Origin of the sequence: Halomonas cibimaris (genome assembly GCF_039537045.1) — a bacterium.
GTDB lineage: Bacteria > Pseudomonadota > Gammaproteobacteria > Pseudomonadales > Halomonadaceae > Vreelandella > Vreelandella cibimaris.
On sequence record NZ_BAAAZT010000056.1, the window covers coordinates 1 to 17,506 of the forward strand.

Consider the following 17,506-nt stretch of genomic DNA (forward strand, 5'->3'; position numbering starts at 1 on the left):
AGAGGTCCTCTTGAATCAAGTTCTGGCTGGAACATCCTGATTCTACAAGAGAAACCCCTCGCCATCTTTATTTTCAAGCCAGCCTCATGAATAAGCCGGGTTGATGCTGATCAAGGCATCCAACGGGCAGGCCGCAAGCGGCCTTCGGCGTTGCGCGGGCCTCTACAGTCCGCCCGCCGGATATGCGATAATCCGCCGCCTGCGGTCACGGCTGAGCACCGGCGCCGGCCCTGCCGGGCAGCGCACGGCTGCGTCAGCGTTTTATTCATCCTGTTGTGTCGCCGAGGCTACTTTTGGCCAAGGCTGGGGAAGCGCGTCATGTCCCAAGGTACGCTTTTTGTTGTATCCGCCCCGTCCGGGGCCGGCAAAACCAGCCTGGTGCGCGAGCTGGTGGATAGCCTCAACGGTATTCAGGTGTCGGTGTCGCATACCACCCGCAAGCGCCGGGAAGGCGAGGTGGACGGCGTCAACTACCACTTCACCGATATAGCCGAGTTCGAAGCGATGGCGGCACGCGGGGAGTTTTTCGAATACGCCCGGGTGTTTGACCACTACTACGGCACCTCGCAGCGGGCGGTGCAGGACCGGCTGGACGCCTGCCAGGACGTGATTTTGGAAATCGACTGGCAAGGTGCGCGCCAGGTGCGCGAAAAGATGCCTGAAGCGGTATTGATCTTTATCCTGCCGCCCTCGCGCGAGGAACTTGAGCGCCGGCTGGCCGGCCGCGGCACCGATGTCCATGCGGTGATCCAGCGGCGCATGCAGGATGCGGTCAGCGAAATGTCGCATTTTGATGAGTATGACTACGTCGTGATCAACGACGATTTCACCACCGCGCTTGATGAGCTGCGCGCGCTGGTCATCAGCCGCCGGTTGACCGCAGCGACCGTCTGCAAGCGCCATACGCCGCTGCTTGAGGCGCTGCTGTCGTAGCGGCGGCTGCCCGCGCGGCGCTTGTCACGGTAGACCGGCGTCGAGTAGGCTAGCCGTGACCCAGCGTGATTCCCGCTACCTTCTTTTATTCCCGGGCCGATGTCGCTATCGGCCCGGTGCTGCAATGACTTTTACAGGAAGACGCCCATGGCTCGTGTTACCGTCGAAGATTGTCTGGACAACGTGGAAAACCGTTTTCAGCTGGTGATGATATCAAGCCAGCGCTCGCGCCAGCTGGCGCGCGGCTCCCGGGATGCGCTGCTGCCCTGGGAAAACGACAAGCCCACCGTCATGGCGCTGCGCGAAATTGCCGCGGGGCTTGTGGATCGCAGCGTGCTCGACGAGCCGGTGGAGGCGCCGGTACGCCCGCGTCCGATGGATGCCGGCGTACCCGCCGACGACTAAGCGGCGGGCCCTTCTGACATCGGCACCGGCGATTGTACCCAAGGGAGGCGCGGCGCATGTTTACCATTGATGACCTGACGGATCGGCTTGGCGGCTATCTCCCCCCGGACGAAATCCAGCAGGTCAAGCGCGCCTTTTATTACGCCGAACAGGCCCACGACGGCCAGCACCGCCGCTCCGGTGAAGCCTACGTGACCCACCCGCTGGCGGTGGCCAACATTCTCGCCAACATGCACATGGACCATCAAAGCCTGATGGCCGCTATGCTGCACGACGTCATCGAAGACACCAGCGTCGACAAGCCGGCGGTGGAAACCCAGTTCGGCAAGCCCGTGGCCGAGCTGGTGGACGGCGTCTCCAAGCTCACCCAGATCGCCTTTGAAGACAAGGCCGTCGCCCAGGCGGAAAACTTCCAGAAAATGGTGCTGGCGATGTCGCGGGATATCCGCGTGATCATCGTCAAGCTCGCCGACCGGCTGCACAACATGCGCACGCTGGGCGCGCTGCGCCCGGACAAGAAGCGCCGCATCGCCCGGGAAACCCTGGAAATCTACGCCCGCGTGGCCGGCCGTCTGGGGATCAACACCATTCGCATCGAGCTTGAAGACCTGGCGTTTCAGGCCATTCACCCGATGCGCGCCGAGCGCATCAAGCGCGCCGTGATCAGCGCCCGGGGCCATCGCCGCAGCGCCATGCGACAGGTGCAGGACACCATGCAGCAAAGCCTCAACGACGAAGGGCTGAGCGGCACGGTCATGGGGCGCCAGAAACACCTGCTGTCGATCTATCGCAAAATGCGCGACCAGCGCAAACCCTTCGCCGAGATCATGGACGTGTTCGGCTTTCGCATCGTCACCGACGACGTGGCCAGCTGCTACCGTATTCTGGGAATCGTTCACAACCTCTACAAGCCGGTACCCGGGCGCTTCAAGGACTACATCGCCATTCCCAAGGCCAACGGCTACCAGAGTTTGCACACCACGCTGTTCGGCCCTCGGGGCATGCCCATCGAAGTGCAGATCCGCACCCGCGAAATGGAGGCCATGGCCAACAACGGCATTGCCGCCCACTGGCTGTACAAGGCCGGCCAGACCGATCACCCCATTGCCGAAGGCAGCCGCGCGCGGGCGCGTTCCTGGGTCAAGGGGCTTTTGGAAATGCAGCGCCACGCCGGCGACTCGCTGGAGTTTATCGAACACGTCAAAAACGACCTGTTCCCTGACGATATCTACGTGTTTACCCCCAAAGGCGACATCATGGAGCTGCCCCGGGGGGCCACGGTGATCGACTTTGCCTACAGCGTGCACACCGATATCGGCAACAGCTGCATTGCCTGTCGTATCGACCGCCAGCTGGCGCCGCTGTCCACGCGGCTGGAAAGCGGCCAGACGCTGGATATCATCACCGCCCCGGCAGCGCGGCCCAACGTCGCCTGGCTCAACTTCGTGGGCACCGCCAAGGCGCGCTCGGCGATCCGCCATGCGCTGAAACACCAGCAGCAAAAAGAGGCCATTCAGCTGGGTCGCCGGCTTTTGAACAAGGCGCTGTCGGTGTTTGAAACCAGCATCGAAGAGCTCGACGACGCCCTGGTCAAGCGTGCGCTCAAGGAGCTGGACATTGAGGACAAGGATACCCTGCTGGAATCCATCGGCCTGGGCCGGCACATGGCCTATGTGGTGGCGCGCCATCTGATTGATCTGCTTGACGGGCAGGGCGCGACCGCCAGCGGCGAAGCCAAAAGCCAGCAGCCGGTGGTCATCAGCGGCAGCGAAGGCATGGTGACCAGCTTTGCCCGCTGCTGCCACCCGCTGCCCGGCGACGACGTGGTCGGACATCTTTCCGCCGGCAAGGGGCTGGTGGTGCACCGGGCCGAATGCAATAACCTGGCCGACAAGCAAAACCCCGACAAGCTGTTTACGCTGGAATGGGCAGAGAATATCGATGAGGATTTCCTCGTTGCGCTGCGCATCGAGGTGGAAAGCCGCCGCGGGCTGGTGGCCGAGCTTGCCGGCGTGGTCACCGACGCCGATGCCAACATCGAACGTATCGGCATCGAAGAGCGCGACGCCCGGCTTGCGTCGGTCAACCTGACCCTGGCGGTGAAAGGCCGCGTGCACCTGGCGCGCATCATCAAACGCATTCGTAACCTGCACAGCGTGGAAAAAATCTACCGGCTGGGCCAGTAACCCGGCCAACGACCCAAGGAGACCGGTCTGATGAGCAACAAGGCAGTCATTAACACCGAGAAAGCCCCGGCCGCGATCGGCCCGTATTCCCAGGCCATCAAGGCGGGCAACACCGTATATATTTCCGGGCAGATCCCGCTGGACCCGGCCACCATGACGCTGGTGGAAGGCGACGTGGAAGCCCAGACGCGCCAGGTGTTTACCAACCTCAAGGCGGTATGTGAAGAAGCCGCCGGCAGCCTGGGCGATATCGTCAAGCTCAACCTTTACCTGACCGAGCTTGAGCACTTTGGCGTGGTCAACGAGATCATGGAGGCGTTTTTTTCCCAGCCCTATCCGGCCCGGGCCGCGGTCGGCGTGAAAGCGCTGCCCAAGGGTGCCCGCGTCGAAGCCGAAGCGGTGATGGTGCTGGGCGACTGAGCCGCCGTGCGCCCCCAGTGCACAAGGCCCGGACTCATGTCCGGGCCTTGTGCGTTTCAGGACCTACGTTTCAGGGGTGTGCGCGGCTGGCTGGGTGGGCAGAAAGCCGCCTTCCTTGAGCACCTGGGCGTAGCCTTCACGAAAAGTGGGGTAGCGAAAGACATAGCCGCTTTTTACAACGCGCGTGTTGTCGCAGCGCTTGCTGGCACGCCGGCGCAGCGGCGACTGCATGGTGTCGGTGGGCTTGACCCGGAGCTGACGCGCCAGCCAGCTCATCACCGCATGCTGGGTGGCAGGCTCGCTGTCACTGCCCAGGTACAGCGGCTCGACGCTGTCGCCGCGCTCGTGGCGCTGGATCAGGTGATGCAGGATGCCGGTGCAGTCGTCCCGGTGAATGCGGTTGGTGTAGATCTCCGGCGTGACCGCTGCCACTCGGCCCTCGGCGACCTGGCGAATCAGACGATCGCGCCCGGGGCCGTAGATCCCTGAAAAGCGCACCACCGTGCCGGGGATGGCGTGATCGAGCAGGGCCCGCTCGGCGTCAAGCATCAGCCGGCCGGAAAAGCTCTCGGCCGCGGCGGGGCTGTCTTCGTTGATGACCTCGCCTTGTTGCTGGCCGTACACGCTGGTGGAGGAGACAAAAAACATACGCTTGGGCGGTGCTGCGTGCTGCTCCAGCACGGCCAGCACGCGCTTTATGCCGTCCGAATAGGCGCTTTGGTAGGCGCTTTCCTCGAAGCGGTCGGCGCTTGCGGTGTAGATCACATAGTCGGTCTCGGGCAGGGCGTCGGCGCCTGCGTCGTCGAGCGTGTTCAAATCCAGCGCCAGCGGCTCAATACCCGTGCCGGCCAGGGCCTCGGCGCGGCGGCGCACGCCGATGACGCGGTGCCCCTCGGCGATCAGTTGATGTCCCAGGGTCATGCCCAGGTCGCCACAGCCGATAATCAGTACGCTTGGTTTCACCATTTGACTCCTGTTGGGCAGGGGCTTTTGACAAAATATGTCCAGTTGATAGACCCTCCCTATAAGACAGGGCAGCACTCGACTAGAATGCCGTCAGCACGCTTATCACGGGAGGATGCCACGGGCGCCAAGATGACTCTAACAGAACTCCGCTATATCGTAACCCTCGCTCAGGAGCACCACTTCGGTCGTGCCGCCGAGCGCTGCCATGTCTCCCAGCCGACGCTTTCCGTGGCGGTCAAAAAGCTTGAAGAAGAGCTTGCCGTGCCGCTTTTTGAGCGCTCCAAGGCCACCGTTCAGGTCACACCGCTGGGCGAAAAAATCGTCGCCCAGGCCCAGCGAGTGCTGGAGCAAAGCAGCCAGATCTACGCCATGGCAAGCGAAGGCAGAGACCAGCTGGCCACCCCCTTGCGCATCGGCGCGATCTACACCATCGGGCCCTATCTGTTCCCGCATCTGATTCCTGAAATTGCCGGTGCCGCCCCGCAGATGCCGCTGTATATCGAGGAAGGGCTGACCGGCACCCTGCGCGGCAAGCTGAGAAGCGGCGAGCTCGATGCGATCATCGTTGCACTGCCGTTTACCGAAACCGACGTGCTCACCAAGCCGATTTACGAAGAGCACTTCGAGGTGCTGCTGCCCGCCGGCCACCGCTGGGCCGAGCGCGAGGTGATCCGCAAAGAAGACCTGCTCGAAGAGCGCCTTTTGCTGCTGGGCGAGGGGCACTGCTTTCGCGATCAGATTCTCGAGGCCTGCCCGGCGATTACCCAAAAGCTTGCCAGCCCCAACAATACGCTGATCGCCGAGGGCGGCTCGCTGGAAACCATCCGCCACATGGTGGCCTCAAAGCTGGGTATTACGGTGCTGCCGCAGTCGGCGCTGGGCAGCGAAAACCACCAGCACTCGATGCTGATCAGCCGGCCGTTTGCCGCCCCGGCGCCGTCGCGCACCGTAGCCATTGCCTGGCGGGCGAGCTTTCCCCGGCCCCGGGCCATTGAAGCGCTGATCCGCGCCGCCGAGCGCTGCCGTCAGCCGGTGAACGGCGCCGTTGAGGTCGTCTGACGTGAGCTCGCTGAACGCGCCGATTAGCACGCTGAAAGGCGTAGGCGAGGCGCTGGCCGCAAAACTGGGGCGGCTGTCCGTCGAGCGGGTCAGCGATCTTTTGTTCCACCTGCCGCTGCGCTATCAGGACCGTACCCGGCTGACGCCCATGGCCACCCTGCGCGCCGGCCAGGAGGCGGTGATTGAAGGCGAGATCATGGCCAGCGACGTGGTCAAGGGCCGCCGGCGCAGCCTGCTGCTGCGCCTGCGCGACGGCAGCGGCATCGTCAGCCTGCGGTTTTTCCACTTCTCCCCGGCCCAGCAGCAACAGCTGCGCCCCGGCGTGCGCGTGCGCGCCTTCGGCGAGGCCCGGGCCGGCGCCACCGGGCTTGAGCTATACCACCCCGAATACCGGCTGGTGCAGGCGCAGGCGGACGGCGCTGCGCCCCCGGTGGAAGAGCACTTCACGCCGATTTACCCCACTACCGAAGGGCTCAACCAGCCGCGCCTGCGCGCGCTGGTCGGCCAGGCGCTGGAAATGCTTTCGCGCGAGCCCGACGCGCTGCCCGAGGTGCTGCCCGATGCGCTGCGCCGGCGCTTTGCCCTGCCCGGGCTGCACCGAAGCCTTGCGTTTTTGCACCAGCCGCCGCCGGATGCGGACATCGAGCGGCTCAGCGCCGGCCGGCACCCGGCCACCCGGCGGCTGGCGCTGGAGGAGCTTTTGGCCCACCGGCTCAGCCTGCGCGAGGTGCGCCTGCGCATTCAGCAGGACGGCGCGCCGGCGCTCACCGACGGGCGCGGGCTGCAGGCGCGCTTTCTGACCCAGCTGCCGTTTGCGCTGACCGGCGCCCAGCAGCGCGTGCTCGAAGAAATCACCCTCGATCTCGCCCGCCCGGCCCCCATGCTGCGGCTGGTGCAGGGCGACGTGGGCTCGGGTAAAACGGTGGTGGCCGCCATGGCCGCGCTCGCCGCGCTGGAAAGCGGCTGCCAGGCGGCGATCATGGCGCCCACGGAAATTCTCGCCGAGCAGCACTACCGCGCGTTCAAGGCCTGGCTGGAGCCGCTGGGCATCGAGGTGGCGTGGCTTTCCGGCAAGCTCAAGGGCAAGGCGCGGCTTGATAACAAGGCGGCGATTGCCGACGGCCGGGCGCGCATGGTGGTGGGCACCCACGCGCTGTTTCAGGATGATGTGCACTTTCAGCGGCTGGGGCTGGCGATTATCGACGAGCAGCACCGCTTCGGCGTCCACCAGCGCCTGGCGCTGCGCGAAAAGGGCGAGGCCGGGGGGCTGACGCCTCACCAGCTGATCATGACCGCCACGCCCATTCCGCGCACGCTCGCCATGAGCGCCTACGCCGATCTCGACGTGTCGCTGATCGACGAGCTGCCCCCCGGACGCACGCCGGTGAAAACCGTGGTGGTAAGCGACGAGCGCCGCCCCGAGGTGGTGCAGCGCATCGAACGCGCCTGCGGCGAGGGCCGTCAGGCCTACTGGGTCTGCACGCTGATCGAGGAGTCCGAGGCGCTGCAGTGCCAGGCCGCCGAAGTCACCTGTGACGAGCTGACCGCCGCGCTGCCGGGGCTTGCCATCGGGCTGGTGCACGGGCGCATGAAGGCCGCTGAAAAAGCCGAGGTCATGGCCGCGTTCAAGGCCGGCGAGATTGACCTGCTGGTGGCCACCACGGTGATCGAAGTCGGCGTTGACGTGCCCAACGCAAGTCTCATGGTGATTGAAAACCCCGAGCGGCTGGGGCTATCCCAGCTGCACCAGCTGCGCGGCCGCGTGGGGCGCGGCAGCACCGCAAGCTTTTGCGTGCTGCTTTACCATCCGCCGCTGTCAAAAACCTCGCGCCAGCGCCTGGGCGTAATGCGCGACACCGCCGACGGCTTTCGCATCGCCGAAAAAGATCTGGAAATCCGCGGCCCCGGCGAGGTGCTGGGCACCCGCCAGACCGGCCTTGCCCAGATGAAAATTGCCGATCTGGAGCGCGATGCCGATTTGCTCGATAGCGTCAGCGCTCTGGCCGAGGCGCTGCAAAACGACGCCCAGGCCTCGACGGTGCTGATACGGCGCTGGCTGGGCGACGCCGCCGGGCGCTACGGGCAGGTGTAGTTTGTGTGGCAAAGTGGAAAAAAAAGCGGCGCAGCGAAAACCCGCAGCGCCGCTTTTTTCTGCCGTGCCGTGTGAGCCGCTACAGCTGCCTGAGCAGCTTTTGCAGCCGGGTCATGTCGGCGGAGTCGCCCACCAGGCGCACCTTGTTGCGGCGCATGCCGTCGAAAAACGCCCGGGAAGTGGGCTTTTTCAGCACCGCAAGCGCGGTGGCGGCGTCAGCGAAGCGCAGCTCCAGATCCAGATCCGTGGGCAGGCCCGTGGCGCTGTGGATAGCGGACGGCGTCATGCGGTAGTGGCGGGCAATGGACAAATCCTCGGTGGCAATGCCGAAGGCCAGACCGCGCATGTCCTTTAGCTGTTCGGCAAAGCGCGGCTTGCGGCGCAGCGCGCGCTTGAGCAGCAAGCCCAGAAGCCACAGCGCAAGCCGGAGCTTCATCAGCAAACCGCGTCTTTAAGCGTCTTGCCCGGCTTGAAGGCCACGCTTTTGCTGGCCGGAATGTCCAGCGGCTGGCCGGTTTGCGGGTTTTTGCCGGTGCGCGCGGCACGTTCGCGAACGGTAAAGGTGCCAAAGCCGATCAGTGCCACGTCGTCGCCCTGGGCTACGCTGTGGGTGATTTCGTCCAGAATCACGTTGAGAACCTGGCCGGCCTTGTCCTTGGACAGGTCGGCGCTTTCGGCGATGGCAGCCGCCAGTTCGGGTTTGCGCATAGGATATCTCCCTTGTGATGGATCAGGCGCGTTTGAGGTTGTGATGGTCGTTGCGCTGCGGTGATCGTTGTGGACTGCGACGCGCCAAGCGTGGCGCTGGCCGGGCCACCGCGGCGGCCCGGGCGTTTTCAGGCGTCAGCCTAGCAGCGCCGGCGCTGCTCTGGAAAGCTTCACTTTCTTTTTCACGCACGCCCCTGTCAACGCAAACCCGAGCAAATGCCCGTTTTGATCTTCCGCCAGCGCGGTGATGTTGGCCCCGTCGGCCTCGATCCGCCAGCGCGCCGGCGGCGTCAGCGGCGGGTAGGCCACCACCGGCAGCAGCGGCGTTTTGACCACCACCGGCCAGGCGCCGAAGCGCACCGGCGTGGGATGGCCGACAAGCGTTTGCGCCAGCGCCTTGGCGCTTGCCTGCAGGGGCTGAACGTACATGGCGTTGACGCCGTCGACGCAGGCGGCGTCGCCCAGCGCATACACGCGCGGGTGCGAGGTCATCAGGGTGCGGTCCACGGCAATGCCGCCGGGCACGACCTCAAGTCCGCAGGCCTCGGCCAGCGCGGTGCGTGCCAGCAGCCCGGTGGCCAGCAGGGCAACGTCGGCGTGGACGAGCGCGCCGTTATCCAGATGCACCGCCAGGCAGTCGTCGTCAAGATCGAGCCGCTCCGGGGTACGGCCCAGATGCAGCGCGATGCCGGCATCAAAAAACGCCTTGCCCAGCGCCTTGCCCGGCGGCTCAGGCAAAAGCCGCGGCAGCGGCGTGGCTTCCGGGGCTATCAGGCTGACCTGATGGCCGCCGGCGTGGAGGTCGTTGGCAAACTCGCAGCCGACAAGCCCGGCCCCGATGACCGCAACCCGGGCGGCTTTATCGCCCAGGGCTGCATAAAAACGGCGGTAGTCGTCCAGATCGTTGACGCTAAAGCAGCGCGGCGCGACGCGATCAGGCAGGGAGAACGGCGTGCGCGGTGCAGCTCCGGTGGCCAGCACCAGCGTGGTGAAGGTCAGCGTACGGGCGTTTGGCGCGCTGCCCTCGGCGCGGCACGGCGCCAGGGTAAGCCTGCCGGCGTCCGGCTCAATGGCGGTCACAACGGTGTGCGTCCAAAGCGTAGCGTCGAGCTCGTCGGCCAGCGCGGCCACGCTTTGCTGGGCCAGCCGCTCCGGGGGCAGGCGCTTGGCGAAGCCGGTGGACAAAAGCGGCTTGTTGTAGGGGGTGCCGCTGTCTTGGCTGATCAGCGCCAGCGAGCGGTTATCGCCTGTCTGACGCAGTGCGCGGGCCAGGCCAATCCCGGCCATGCCGGTGCCGATAATGACCAGTTCAGCGTGTGAAGCAGGCATGGTGTCATCCTGAAAGCAAAACGTGAGGGTGCGGGGCACGCCGTTATCAGCGTACGAACGGGCCCATGTTACACTAGCCGCCCGAATTTCTGGCGGGGAGCGGCGCGGTGAAAGACAACGTTCAGCGAGATAGCCCAGCGCCGGGCCTGCCCGTGCGCTGGCGCCCGGCGGCGGCGGCGCGCCCGCGGATGTCGCCACGCTGGTGGCGCTGGGTGGCCTCTACCGATTCGCTGACCGTGCGGCTCAAAGCGGCCGGCGGTGCACGGCGGTTCAGCGTGCGTTTGCTGCGCCAGGGCACAGGCTACCCGTTTGCTGACGAGGCCCGGGCGCTGGGTATCGCACCCGGGCGGCTGGCCTGGCGGCGCGAGGTGGCGCTGTGCCTGGACGGCGTGCCCTGGGTGGTGGCGCGCTCGGTGGCACCGCTTTTTGCGCTGCGCGGGCACAGGCTTTACGCGCTGGGCGAGACGTCGCTCGGCAGCTGGCTGTTTGCCCAGCCGGGGCTTGTCCGCGGCCCGCTGGAAGTCACCCGGGCGCCGCCGCGGTTTGTAACCGCCCCCAGCCTTTGGGGGCGGCGGTCGGTGTTTTGTCACGGCCGGCTGGCGCTTTTGGTGCAGGAATACTTCCTGCCGGCCATGGCCGAGGCGCTTGCGCTGCCGGCGGCCTGAGACCGGGCGCTTTTGACAGATGACGGATGACGGGGTAGCGGCCCGGTTCGGGCCGATTTTGGCATAGCGAGGTAGAGCATGGATCGTTCTTTGCTGCGGCCCACAGGGCTTGCGCGCGTGGCGGATTTTCTTCACCTGACCCGGCTGGATCGCCCCATCGGCACCTGGCTTTTGATGTGGCCGACGCTCTGGGCGCTGTGGCTGGCCGCAGACGGCGTGCCCGGGCGCGGCGTGGTACTGATTTTTGTGGCCGGCGTGTACGTCATGCGCGCCGCGGGCTGTGTGATCAACGACTACGCCGACCGCCGCGTGGACGGCCACGTCAAGCGCACCAAAAAGCGCCCGCTGGCCACCGGGCGCATCAGCGAAACCGAAGCCAAGGGCGTGTTTGCCGGGCTGGTGGTCATCGCCTTTATTCTGGTGCTTTTGACCAACCTGTTTACCGTTTTGCTTTCCCTGGGCGGGGTGGCGCTGGCGTTTATCTATCCGTTCATGAAGCGCTACACCCACCTGCCCCAGCTGTTTCTGGGCGCGGCGTTTTCCTGGGCGATTCCCATGGCCTACGGCGCGGTAACGGGCCATGTGCCGGTCGAGGCGTGGCTGCTGTTTGGGGCCAACGTGGCCTGGACCATCGCCTACGACACCCAGTACGCCATGGTCGACCGCGATGACGATGTGAAAATCGGGGTGAAATCCACCGCCGTGCTGTTCGGCCGCGCCGACAGGCTGATGGTCGGGCTGTTTCAGCTGGCCGCACTTGGTTTTCTCGGCTGGGCCGGCTGGCGGCTGGCCCCCGGCGGGTTTTTCTGGCTGGGGCTTGCCGGCATGGCGGCGACGTTTCTCTACCAGCAGTGGCTTATTCGCGCGCGCGAGCGCGACGGCTGCTTCCACGGCTTTTTGAACAACTTCTGGTCAGGGCTGATCGTGTTTGCCGGCATTGCCCTGAGCCTGTGGCCGGCGGCGGCATAGCGCGGCTAGGCGCTGCCTGCGGGCTTGGGCGCGTGGCGGTAGTGGGCGTCCCACATCAGCACCGCACCGGCCACCGCGCCGGGGATCAAAAACAGATTGGCCAGCGGTATCCAGGTGATCAGCGTGACCGCGCCGCCGTAGCTTAGGCTGTGCCACGGGCGGCGGGCCAGCCGGCGGCGCATGTCGGCGAAGCTGATCTGGTTGTTGTCCATGGGATAGTCGAGATAGCTAATCGCCATCATCCAGGCGGAAAAAAGCCCCCACAGCAGCGGGGCCAGCAGGTTGACGCCGGGAATCCAGCTGATAACAAACAGCACCGCGGCCCGGGGCAGAATGTAGCCCAGCTTGACCAGCTCACGGCCCAGCGCGTCCACCGCGGCCCGGGTCAGGCTGCGATCGTCCAGCGGCGCCCGCCCGGTGGCGACGATTTCCACCTTCTCGGCGAGAAAGCCGTACAGCGGCGCGGCAATCAGCTGGGTAACCAGCGTAAAGGTAAAAAACACCACCGCCAGCAGGCACAGCACAAAAAGCGGCCAGATCAGCCACGACAGCCAGTCGAGCCAGCCCGGCACCAGGTTCATCCAGTGCTCGACCCAGCCGCCAAAGCGGCTGATGACCATGCCCAGCAAAATGACGTAGACCGCCAGGTTGACGGCAATCGGGGCAAAGACGTAGCGGCGCAGGCCGGGGCGATAGACCCAGCGTGTGCCCTGGGCAATGGCGTCAACGGCGGTCATCATAGGCATTCACGGATTACGGTGAAACGTCGGCTGTGCTGGAAAAGCCCGGCTACGAAAGCGGAATCAGCTTGGCAAAGCCCAGCACCAGCCACTTGGCGCCTTCGTGCTCGAAGCTGACCTGCACGCGCGCGCGCGGGCCTTCCCCTTCGGTATTTAAAATAACGCCTTCGCCAAAGATCGGGTGCTCCACCGCCTGGCCGACGTGCAGGCTGGGCAGATCGCCTTCGCCTTCGACGCTTTGCTGAGACAAATCGCCGGAAGCGCCGCCCCGGGCGGTCACCGGGCGTGAGACCTGGCCGCGCAGGCGCACCTCTTCCAAAAGCTCGGCCGGCAGCTCGCGCAGAAACCGCGACGGCCGGGGGAAGATTTCCTTGCCGTGCAGGCGGCGAGTTTCGGCGTGGGTCAAATACAGCTTGTGCATGGCACGCGTCACGCCGACGTAGGCCAGCCGGCGCTCTTCTTCCAGCCGGCCGGGCTCTTCCATCGACATCTTGTGGGGGAACAGCCCTTCTTCCACGCCGGTGATAAACACCAGCGGAAACTCCAGCCCCTTGGCCGAGTGCAGGGTCATCAGCTGCACGCTGTCTTCGAACTCCTCGGCCTCGTGCTCGCCGGCGTTGAGCGCGGCCTCGGACAAAAACGCCTCCAGCGCCGTGAGGCCCTCGCCGGCTTCCGGGGCGTCGAACACGTCGCCCTGGGTAAAGGCCCGGGCGGCGTTGACCAGCTCTTCGAGGTTTTCCACCCGGCCCTGGCCTTTCTCGCCGGGCTCTCTTTGATGATGCTCGATCAGCCCGGTGCGGGCGATGACGTGCTCAATGATCTCGTGCAGCGCAAGGCCCGAGGCGTCGTTGTCCAGCTGCTCGATCAGATCGGCGAAGGCGCGCACGGCGTTGGCGGCACGGCCCTTGAGCGTGCCGTCACTGGCGCTGTCATGGAGTGCCTGCCACATGGTGATGCCCTGATCCCGGGCGCGAAAGCGCAGAATCTCCACCGTGCGCGTGCCGATGCCCCGGGCGGGCACGTTGATCACCCGCTCCATGGAGGCGTCGTCGTCGCGGTTGAGCAGCAGGCGCAGGTAGGCCAGGGCGTTTTTGATCTCAAGGCGCTCGTAAAAGCGGTGGCCGCCGTAAATGCGGTAGGGCACGCCCTGGCGGATCAGGGTTTCCTCGATCAGCCGGGACTGGGCGTTGGAGCGGTAGAGAATCGCCACGTCGGCGCGCCTGAGCCCGGTGGCGGTGCGCTCTTTGAGGGTGTCGACGATAAACCGCGCCTCTTCCAGATCGTTAAAGCCCGCGTAGACGGATATCGGCTCGCCGCGCTCGCCGTCGGTCCACAGACGTTTGCCCATGCGCTCGGTATTGTGGCTGATCAGCGCGTTGGCGGCGTCGAGAATGGCGCTGGTGGAGCGGTAGTTCTGCTCCAGGCGCACGGTTTTGACCCGGGGGAACTCGGTCTCAAAGCGGCGGATGTTTTCCACCCGAGCCCCGCGCCAGCCGTAGATGGACTGGTCGTCGTCGCCCACCACGGTGGTGGGCGTTTGCTGGCCGGTGATCAGCTTGAGCCAGGCGTACTGCAGGGTGTTGGTGTCCTGAAACTCGTCCACCAGCACGTGGCCGAAGCGCTCGCGATAGTGGGCCAGAAGTGCGGGGTTGTCGCGCAAAAGCTCAAGACTTCGCAGCAAAAGCTCGCCGAAATCCACCAGCCCGCCGCGCTCGCAGGTCAGCTGGTAGAAGTGGTAGAGCTCGACCATCTGGCCCAGATAGGCGTCGCCGTCGGTGTTGACCTGAGACGCGCGCAGGCCTTCTTCCTTGCAGCCGCTGATAAAGCCCTGCACCTGGCGCGGCGGAAAGCGCTCGGCGTCGATGCTGTGATCCTTGAGCAGGCGCTTGATCAGGCGCAGCTGGTCGTCGCTGTCGATGATCTGGAAATGCTGGGGCAGGCGCGCGTCCTGCCAGTGGGTGCGCAAAAGCCGATGGGCAATGGAGTGAAAGGTGCCCACCCAGACGTGGCGCATGGAAATGCGCAAAAGCGCCTCCAGCCGGGTGCGCATCTCTCGGGCGGCCTTGTTGGTAAAGGTCACCGCCAGCAGCGCGTAGGGCGAAAGCCCCTCGGCCTGCATCAGCCAGGCGATGCGATGCACCAGCACCCGGGTTTTGCCCGAGCCCGCCCCGGCCAGCACCAGAAGGTTGCCCTGAGGGGCGCTTACCGCGTCGCGCTGGGCGGAGTTGAGCGAATCCAGAATCGCCGTCACGTCGTCCATAAAAGCCGCTGCCGAGGGTTGAAAAGTGAGCGGCCAGTCTAGCACAGCCCCCGGCAGGTGCGCCGGCCGTGAGGTTTCAGCGGGAGGAGCACATGGCGCGCCGGCAACGCCGCCTGTAAACGGCGGCTATCGCGCCGGGGACAAAAACCGGCAGTTTTGCACCAGGCTTTCGATCAGTTCGCCCGCGGGCATTTCGCGCGCCAGCGGGGCGCCTTGCCCTGCCCAGTGGGCAGAAAACGCCGCGCTGTTGCCGGCCTTGGCGGCGGCGGCCAGCGCTTTGCCGGCGGCGTAGGCAATCGGGTAGTCGGGCAGGGCCGGGGCGTTCGGCCGGTCAATATCGGTGTGCATACGGCTTGCCAGGCCTCTGGCGGGGCGGCCCGAGATGACGCGGGTAATGCGCGTGTGGTAGCTGTGCTCGCTTTTCAGTGCCTGGCGGTAGGCCGTATCGGCGGCGGATTCCGGGGTCAGAATAAACGCCGTGCCCAGCTGGGCGCCGGCAGCGCCCAGGTCGATGGCGGCCTGAATGCCCTGGCCGTCCATGATGCCGCCGGCGGCTATCACCGGAATGCCGCTTGCAGCGCTGATCAGGCGGGTAAGCGGCAGGGTGGCCATCTGCTGATCGCCTTTTTCGGGGGTGAAAACGCCTCGGTGCCCGCCGGCTTCGCTTCCCTGGGCCACTACGGCCTCTACGCCTGCCGCCTCCACCGTGGCGGCCTCTTCCGGGGTAGTGGCGCAGCCGACGGTGACGATGCCCGCCGCCTGAAGCGCTTGAATCCATTCCACGGGCGGCAAGCCGAAGTGAAAGCTTACCACCGCCGGCTTTTCTTCCAGCAGCATGTCCAGCGCCGGACGATGATCGTTAAAGCTTGGGTAGGCGGCGGCGAGCCGGGTGGGGGCCGGCGCCTCGAACGCTTCGAAAAAGGGCGTTAAATAGCGGATCCAGCGGGCCTCCCGGTCCGGATCCTGCGTCGCTTCGCGGTGGCAGAATACGTTGACGTTAAAGGGCTTTTCCGTCAGCGCCCGGGTCGCACCGATCATCTCTCGCGCCTGTTCGACTGAGCTTGCCCCGATGCCGATGGAGCCCAGCGCCCCGGCGTTGGAAACGGCCGCGGCCAGCGCCGGCGTTGATACGCCAACCATCGGGGCCTGCACGATAGGGTAGCGGATACCCACAAGGCGCGTCAGCGCATTGGCAAAGCGCATGGTGTTCCCCCTTTTGCTTGCTTTATGGCGGCTTTATGGCGACGCGGTCACGGCGTGGCGTCGCCTTCAGGATAGCGCAGCGGGTTAAGGCTTTTCTTCACTTCCTTGAGCTGTTCGGCCAGTTTGGGCCCGCGGGTTTTGGCCACGCCCACGGCGAGCACGTCGATGAGCACCAGGTGTGCGATGCGCGAGCTCATGGGGGTGTAGATTTCGGTGTCTTCGAACACGTCAACGTAGAGCGGCAGGGTGACCTCGTCAGCCAGCGGCGAGCCGCTGGGGCACAGGCCGATCACCGTGGCGCCGGCTTCCCGGGCCAGGCGTACGCTTGCCGCCAGCGCCCGGGTGCGCCCGGTCTGGGAGATGGCCACGACCACGTCGCCGGCTTTCAGCGTGACCGCGGACATGTTTTGCATGTGCGGATCGCTGTAGGCCGAGGTAAAAATCTGCAGGCGGAAGAATTTGTGCTGGGCGTCTACCGCCACCGCGCCGGAGGCGCCAAAGCCGTAGAACTCCACCCGGTTGGCACCGGCCAGGGCGTTGACTGCCTGGCCCAGCGCCTGGTTGTCGATGCGGTCGCGTACCGAGAGCAGCGTGCCCACGGTGGAATCGAAGATGCCTTGGGAAAACTCGGCTACCGAGTCGCTGTCGTTCATCGAGAACTGGGCAAACTGGCTGCCGGTCGCCAGCATCTGCGCCAGCTTGAGCTTGAAATCCTGAAAGCCGTTGCAGCCCAGCGCCCGGCAGAAACGCACCACGGTGGGCTCGCTGACCTTGGCTTCGGTCGCCAGATCAACGATGCGCATGTGAATAACCTCGTCGGCGTTTCTCAGCACAAAACGGGCCACTTTCTGCTCGGAGCGGCGCAGGTGCTCCATGCGGTGTCTCAATTCATCGAACAGGGCACGACTCACGGCGGGCTCCTTGTGATTAACGACGGATGACGGGCCGAAACGTAACCGGCCGTGCCGAATTATCGCACGTTTGGCGCGCCCGGCGGGACCTGCCGGCCGGGCCTGTGCTGTAAAACGCATCGTTTATCATCTCGTATAAAGAAAAACGCCCCGCCGGCTTGTGCCGGCGGGGCGTTGGCGTAGCGGGGTGCGCTGGCCTACAGAAGACCGGCCACGCCGGTAATAAACACCACAATAACGCCGATAGGGGCGATAACCCGGGCAATCACGTTCCAGGCGCGCACGCCGAAAGCCGACAGTTCCAGCTCTTTCTCCACGCTTTTGCGCTCCAGGCACCAGGCGGCAAATATAATCGCCCCCAGACCTGTCAGCGGCAGCAGGAACTTCGCGGTGAGCGTATCGAGGAAGTCAAAGATGTTCAGGCCCAGCAGGCTGACGTCCGACCAGACGTTGAACGACAAAAGCGCCGCTACGCCCAGAAGCCACACGGCTACGCCGCCGATCAGCGTTGCCGTGACCCGGGGCAGCGAGGTGCGCTCTTCCAGCATTTCGACGGGTAACTATTTAGCTCATGCTGCCTGATCCAGCTCGTCCTCTCGCATGAAGGCAGGCACCTCACCGGCAAACAGTTGCTCCAGCGCCGTGTGCGCCGCCAGGCCC

The 17,506-nt window shown here is 65.3% G+C and carries 17 protein-coding genes; 8 read left to right on the top strand and 9 right to left on the bottom strand.

Going from position 1 to position 17,506, the window contains the following annotated elements:
* The first annotated feature begins 318 nt into the window (after positions 1-318).
* From gmk to ABD654_RS06025, 4 genes are all read left to right on the top strand, one after another.
* Positions 319-933, top strand: a complete 615-nt coding sequence (gene gmk / locus ABD654_RS06010) for a guanylate kinase (RefSeq protein WP_344703265.1) — start codon at positions 319-321, stop codon at positions 931-933.
* A 147-nt stretch (positions 934-1,080) separates the two neighbouring features.
* Complete coding sequence (rpoZ, locus tag ABD654_RS06015) at positions 1,081-1,338, top strand: DNA-directed RNA polymerase subunit omega (RefSeq protein WP_344703267.1); 258 nt, start codon at positions 1,081-1,083, stop codon at positions 1,336-1,338.
* Positions 1,339-1,394: 56 nt separating this feature from the next.
* Positions 1,395-3,524, top strand: a complete 2,130-nt coding sequence (locus ABD654_RS06020) for a RelA/SpoT family protein (RefSeq protein WP_344703269.1) — start codon at positions 1,395-1,397, stop codon at positions 3,522-3,524.
* Between the two features lie 30 nt (positions 3,525-3,554).
* Positions 3,555-3,944, top strand: a complete 390-nt coding sequence (locus ABD654_RS06025; protein WP_344703271.1) for a RidA family protein — start codon at positions 3,555-3,557, stop codon at positions 3,942-3,944.
* Between the two features lie 63 nt (positions 3,945-4,007).
* Here the strand turns inward: ABD654_RS06025 and ABD654_RS06030 are convergent, their stop codons facing one another.
* Positions 4,008-4,907, bottom strand: a complete 900-nt coding sequence (locus tag ABD654_RS06030; RefSeq protein WP_344703273.1) for an SDR family oxidoreductase — start codon at positions 4,905-4,907, stop codon at positions 4,008-4,010.
* 132 nt (positions 4,908-5,039) lie between these two features.
* Here ABD654_RS06030 and ABD654_RS06035 point away from each other — a divergent pair, with 132 nt between their 5' ends.
* Positions 5,040-5,969: a hydrogen peroxide-inducible genes activator gene (locus ABD654_RS06035; RefSeq protein WP_344703275.1), complete on the top strand. Its 930-nt coding sequence runs from the start codon at positions 5,040-5,042 to the stop codon at positions 5,967-5,969.
* Between the two features lies 1 nt (position 5,970).
* Positions 5,971-8,061: an ATP-dependent DNA helicase RecG gene (gene recG / locus ABD654_RS06040; protein ID WP_344703277.1), complete on the top strand. Its 2,091-nt coding sequence runs from the start codon at positions 5,971-5,973 to the stop codon at positions 8,059-8,061.
* Positions 8,062-8,140: 79 nt separating this feature from the next.
* Here recG and ABD654_RS06045 read toward each other — a convergent pair whose 3' ends face one another.
* From ABD654_RS06045 to ABD654_RS06055, 3 genes are all read right to left on the bottom strand, one after another.
* On the bottom strand, positions 8,141-8,497 hold the full coding sequence (locus tag ABD654_RS06045; RefSeq protein WP_344703297.1) for a hypothetical protein: 357 nt from the start codon (positions 8,495-8,497) through the stop codon (positions 8,141-8,143).
* The gene (locus ABD654_RS06050) at positions 8,497-8,769 is read right to left on the bottom strand and encodes an HU family DNA-binding protein (RefSeq protein WP_344703279.1); all 273 of its coding nucleotides are present in this window, start codon (positions 8,767-8,769) and stop codon (positions 8,497-8,499) included. Before ABD654_RS06050 ends, ABD654_RS06045 begins: the two co-directional genes overlap by 1 nt.
* Positions 8,770-8,904: 135 nt before the next feature.
* Positions 8,905-10,098, bottom strand: a complete 1,194-nt coding sequence (locus tag ABD654_RS06055) for an NAD(P)/FAD-dependent oxidoreductase (protein ID WP_344703281.1) — start codon at positions 10,096-10,098, stop codon at positions 8,905-8,907.
* 107 nt (positions 10,099-10,205) lie between these two features.
* Here ABD654_RS06055 and ABD654_RS06060 point away from each other — a divergent pair, with 107 nt between their 5' ends.
* Positions 10,206-10,763, top strand: coding sequence for a chorismate--pyruvate lyase family protein (locus ABD654_RS06060; RefSeq protein ID WP_344703283.1), 558 nt, complete (start codon positions 10,206-10,208; stop codon positions 10,761-10,763).
* A 78-nt stretch (positions 10,764-10,841) separates the two neighbouring features.
* Positions 10,842-11,732, top strand: coding sequence for a 4-hydroxybenzoate octaprenyltransferase (ubiA, locus tag ABD654_RS06065; protein ID WP_344703285.1), 891 nt, complete (start codon positions 10,842-10,844; stop codon positions 11,730-11,732).
* Positions 11,733-11,737: 5 nt separating this feature from the next.
* Here the strand turns inward: ubiA and cysZ are convergent, their stop codons facing one another.
* From cysZ to ABD654_RS06090, 5 genes are all read right to left on the bottom strand, one after another.
* Positions 11,738-12,472 (bottom strand): sulfate transporter CysZ, encoded by a 735-nt coding sequence (cysZ, locus tag ABD654_RS06070; protein ID WP_344703287.1) that lies wholly within the window; start codon positions 12,470-12,472, stop codon positions 11,738-11,740.
* A 49-nt stretch (positions 12,473-12,521) separates the two neighbouring features.
* Entirely contained in the window at positions 12,522-14,732 is a 2,211-nt protein-coding gene (gene uvrD / locus ABD654_RS06075; protein WP_344703289.1) for a DNA helicase II, read from the bottom strand.
* A 126-nt stretch (positions 14,733-14,858) separates the two neighbouring features.
* Complete coding sequence (locus tag ABD654_RS06080; RefSeq protein ID WP_344703290.1) at positions 14,859-15,935, bottom strand: NAD(P)H-dependent flavin oxidoreductase; 1,077 nt, start codon at positions 15,933-15,935, stop codon at positions 14,859-14,861.
* Between the two features lie 47 nt (positions 15,936-15,982).
* Positions 15,983-16,846: a transcriptional regulator HexR gene (gene hexR, locus ABD654_RS06085; protein WP_344703292.1), complete on the bottom strand. Its 864-nt coding sequence runs from the start codon at positions 16,844-16,846 to the stop codon at positions 15,983-15,985.
* Between the two features lie 197 nt (positions 16,847-17,043).
* Entirely contained in the window at positions 17,044-17,394 is a 351-nt protein-coding gene (locus ABD654_RS06090; RefSeq protein WP_344703294.1) for an SLC5/6 family protein, read from the bottom strand.
* Between the last annotated feature and the right edge of the window lie 112 nt (positions 17,395-17,506).

Coding starts and splice junctions, on each gene's coding strand:
- ABD654_RS06090 (WP_344703294.1), bottom strand. CDS start 17,394: ATGCTGGAAGAGCGCACCTCGCTGCCCCGGGTCACGGCAACGCTGATC.
- ABD654_RS06050 (WP_344703279.1), bottom strand. CDS start 8,769: ATGCGCAAACCCGAACTGGCGGCTGCCATCGCCGAAAGCGCCGACCTG.
- ABD654_RS06055 (WP_344703281.1), bottom strand. CDS start 10,098: ATGCCTGCTTCACACGCTGAACTGGTCATTATCGGCACCGGCATGGCC.
- rpoZ (WP_344703267.1), top strand. CDS start 1,081: ATGGCTCGTGTTACCGTCGAAGATTGTCTGGACAACGTGGAAAACCGT.
- uvrD (WP_344703289.1), bottom strand. CDS start 14,732: ATGGACGACGTGACGGCGATTCTGGATTCGCTCAACTCCGCCCAGCGC.
- gmk (WP_344703265.1), top strand. CDS start 319: ATGTCCCAAGGTACGCTTTTTGTTGTATCCGCCCCGTCCGGGGCCGGC.
- ABD654_RS06020 (WP_344703269.1), top strand. CDS start 1,395: ATGTTTACCATTGATGACCTGACGGATCGGCTTGGCGGCTATCTCCCC.
- ABD654_RS06025 (WP_344703271.1), top strand. CDS start 3,555: ATGAGCAACAAGGCAGTCATTAACACCGAGAAAGCCCCGGCCGCGATC.
- cysZ (WP_344703287.1), bottom strand. CDS start 12,472: ATGATGACCGCCGTTGACGCCATTGCCCAGGGCACACGCTGGGTCTAT.
- ABD654_RS06045 (WP_344703297.1), bottom strand. CDS start 8,497: ATGAAGCTCCGGCTTGCGCTGTGGCTTCTGGGCTTGCTGCTCAAGCGC.
- ubiA (WP_344703285.1), top strand. CDS start 10,842: ATGGATCGTTCTTTGCTGCGGCCCACAGGGCTTGCGCGCGTGGCGGAT.
- ABD654_RS06035 (WP_344703275.1), top strand. CDS start 5,040: ATGACTCTAACAGAACTCCGCTATATCGTAACCCTCGCTCAGGAGCAC.
- ABD654_RS06080 (WP_344703290.1), bottom strand. CDS start 15,935: ATGCGCTTTGCCAATGCGCTGACGCGCCTTGTGGGTATCCGCTACCCT.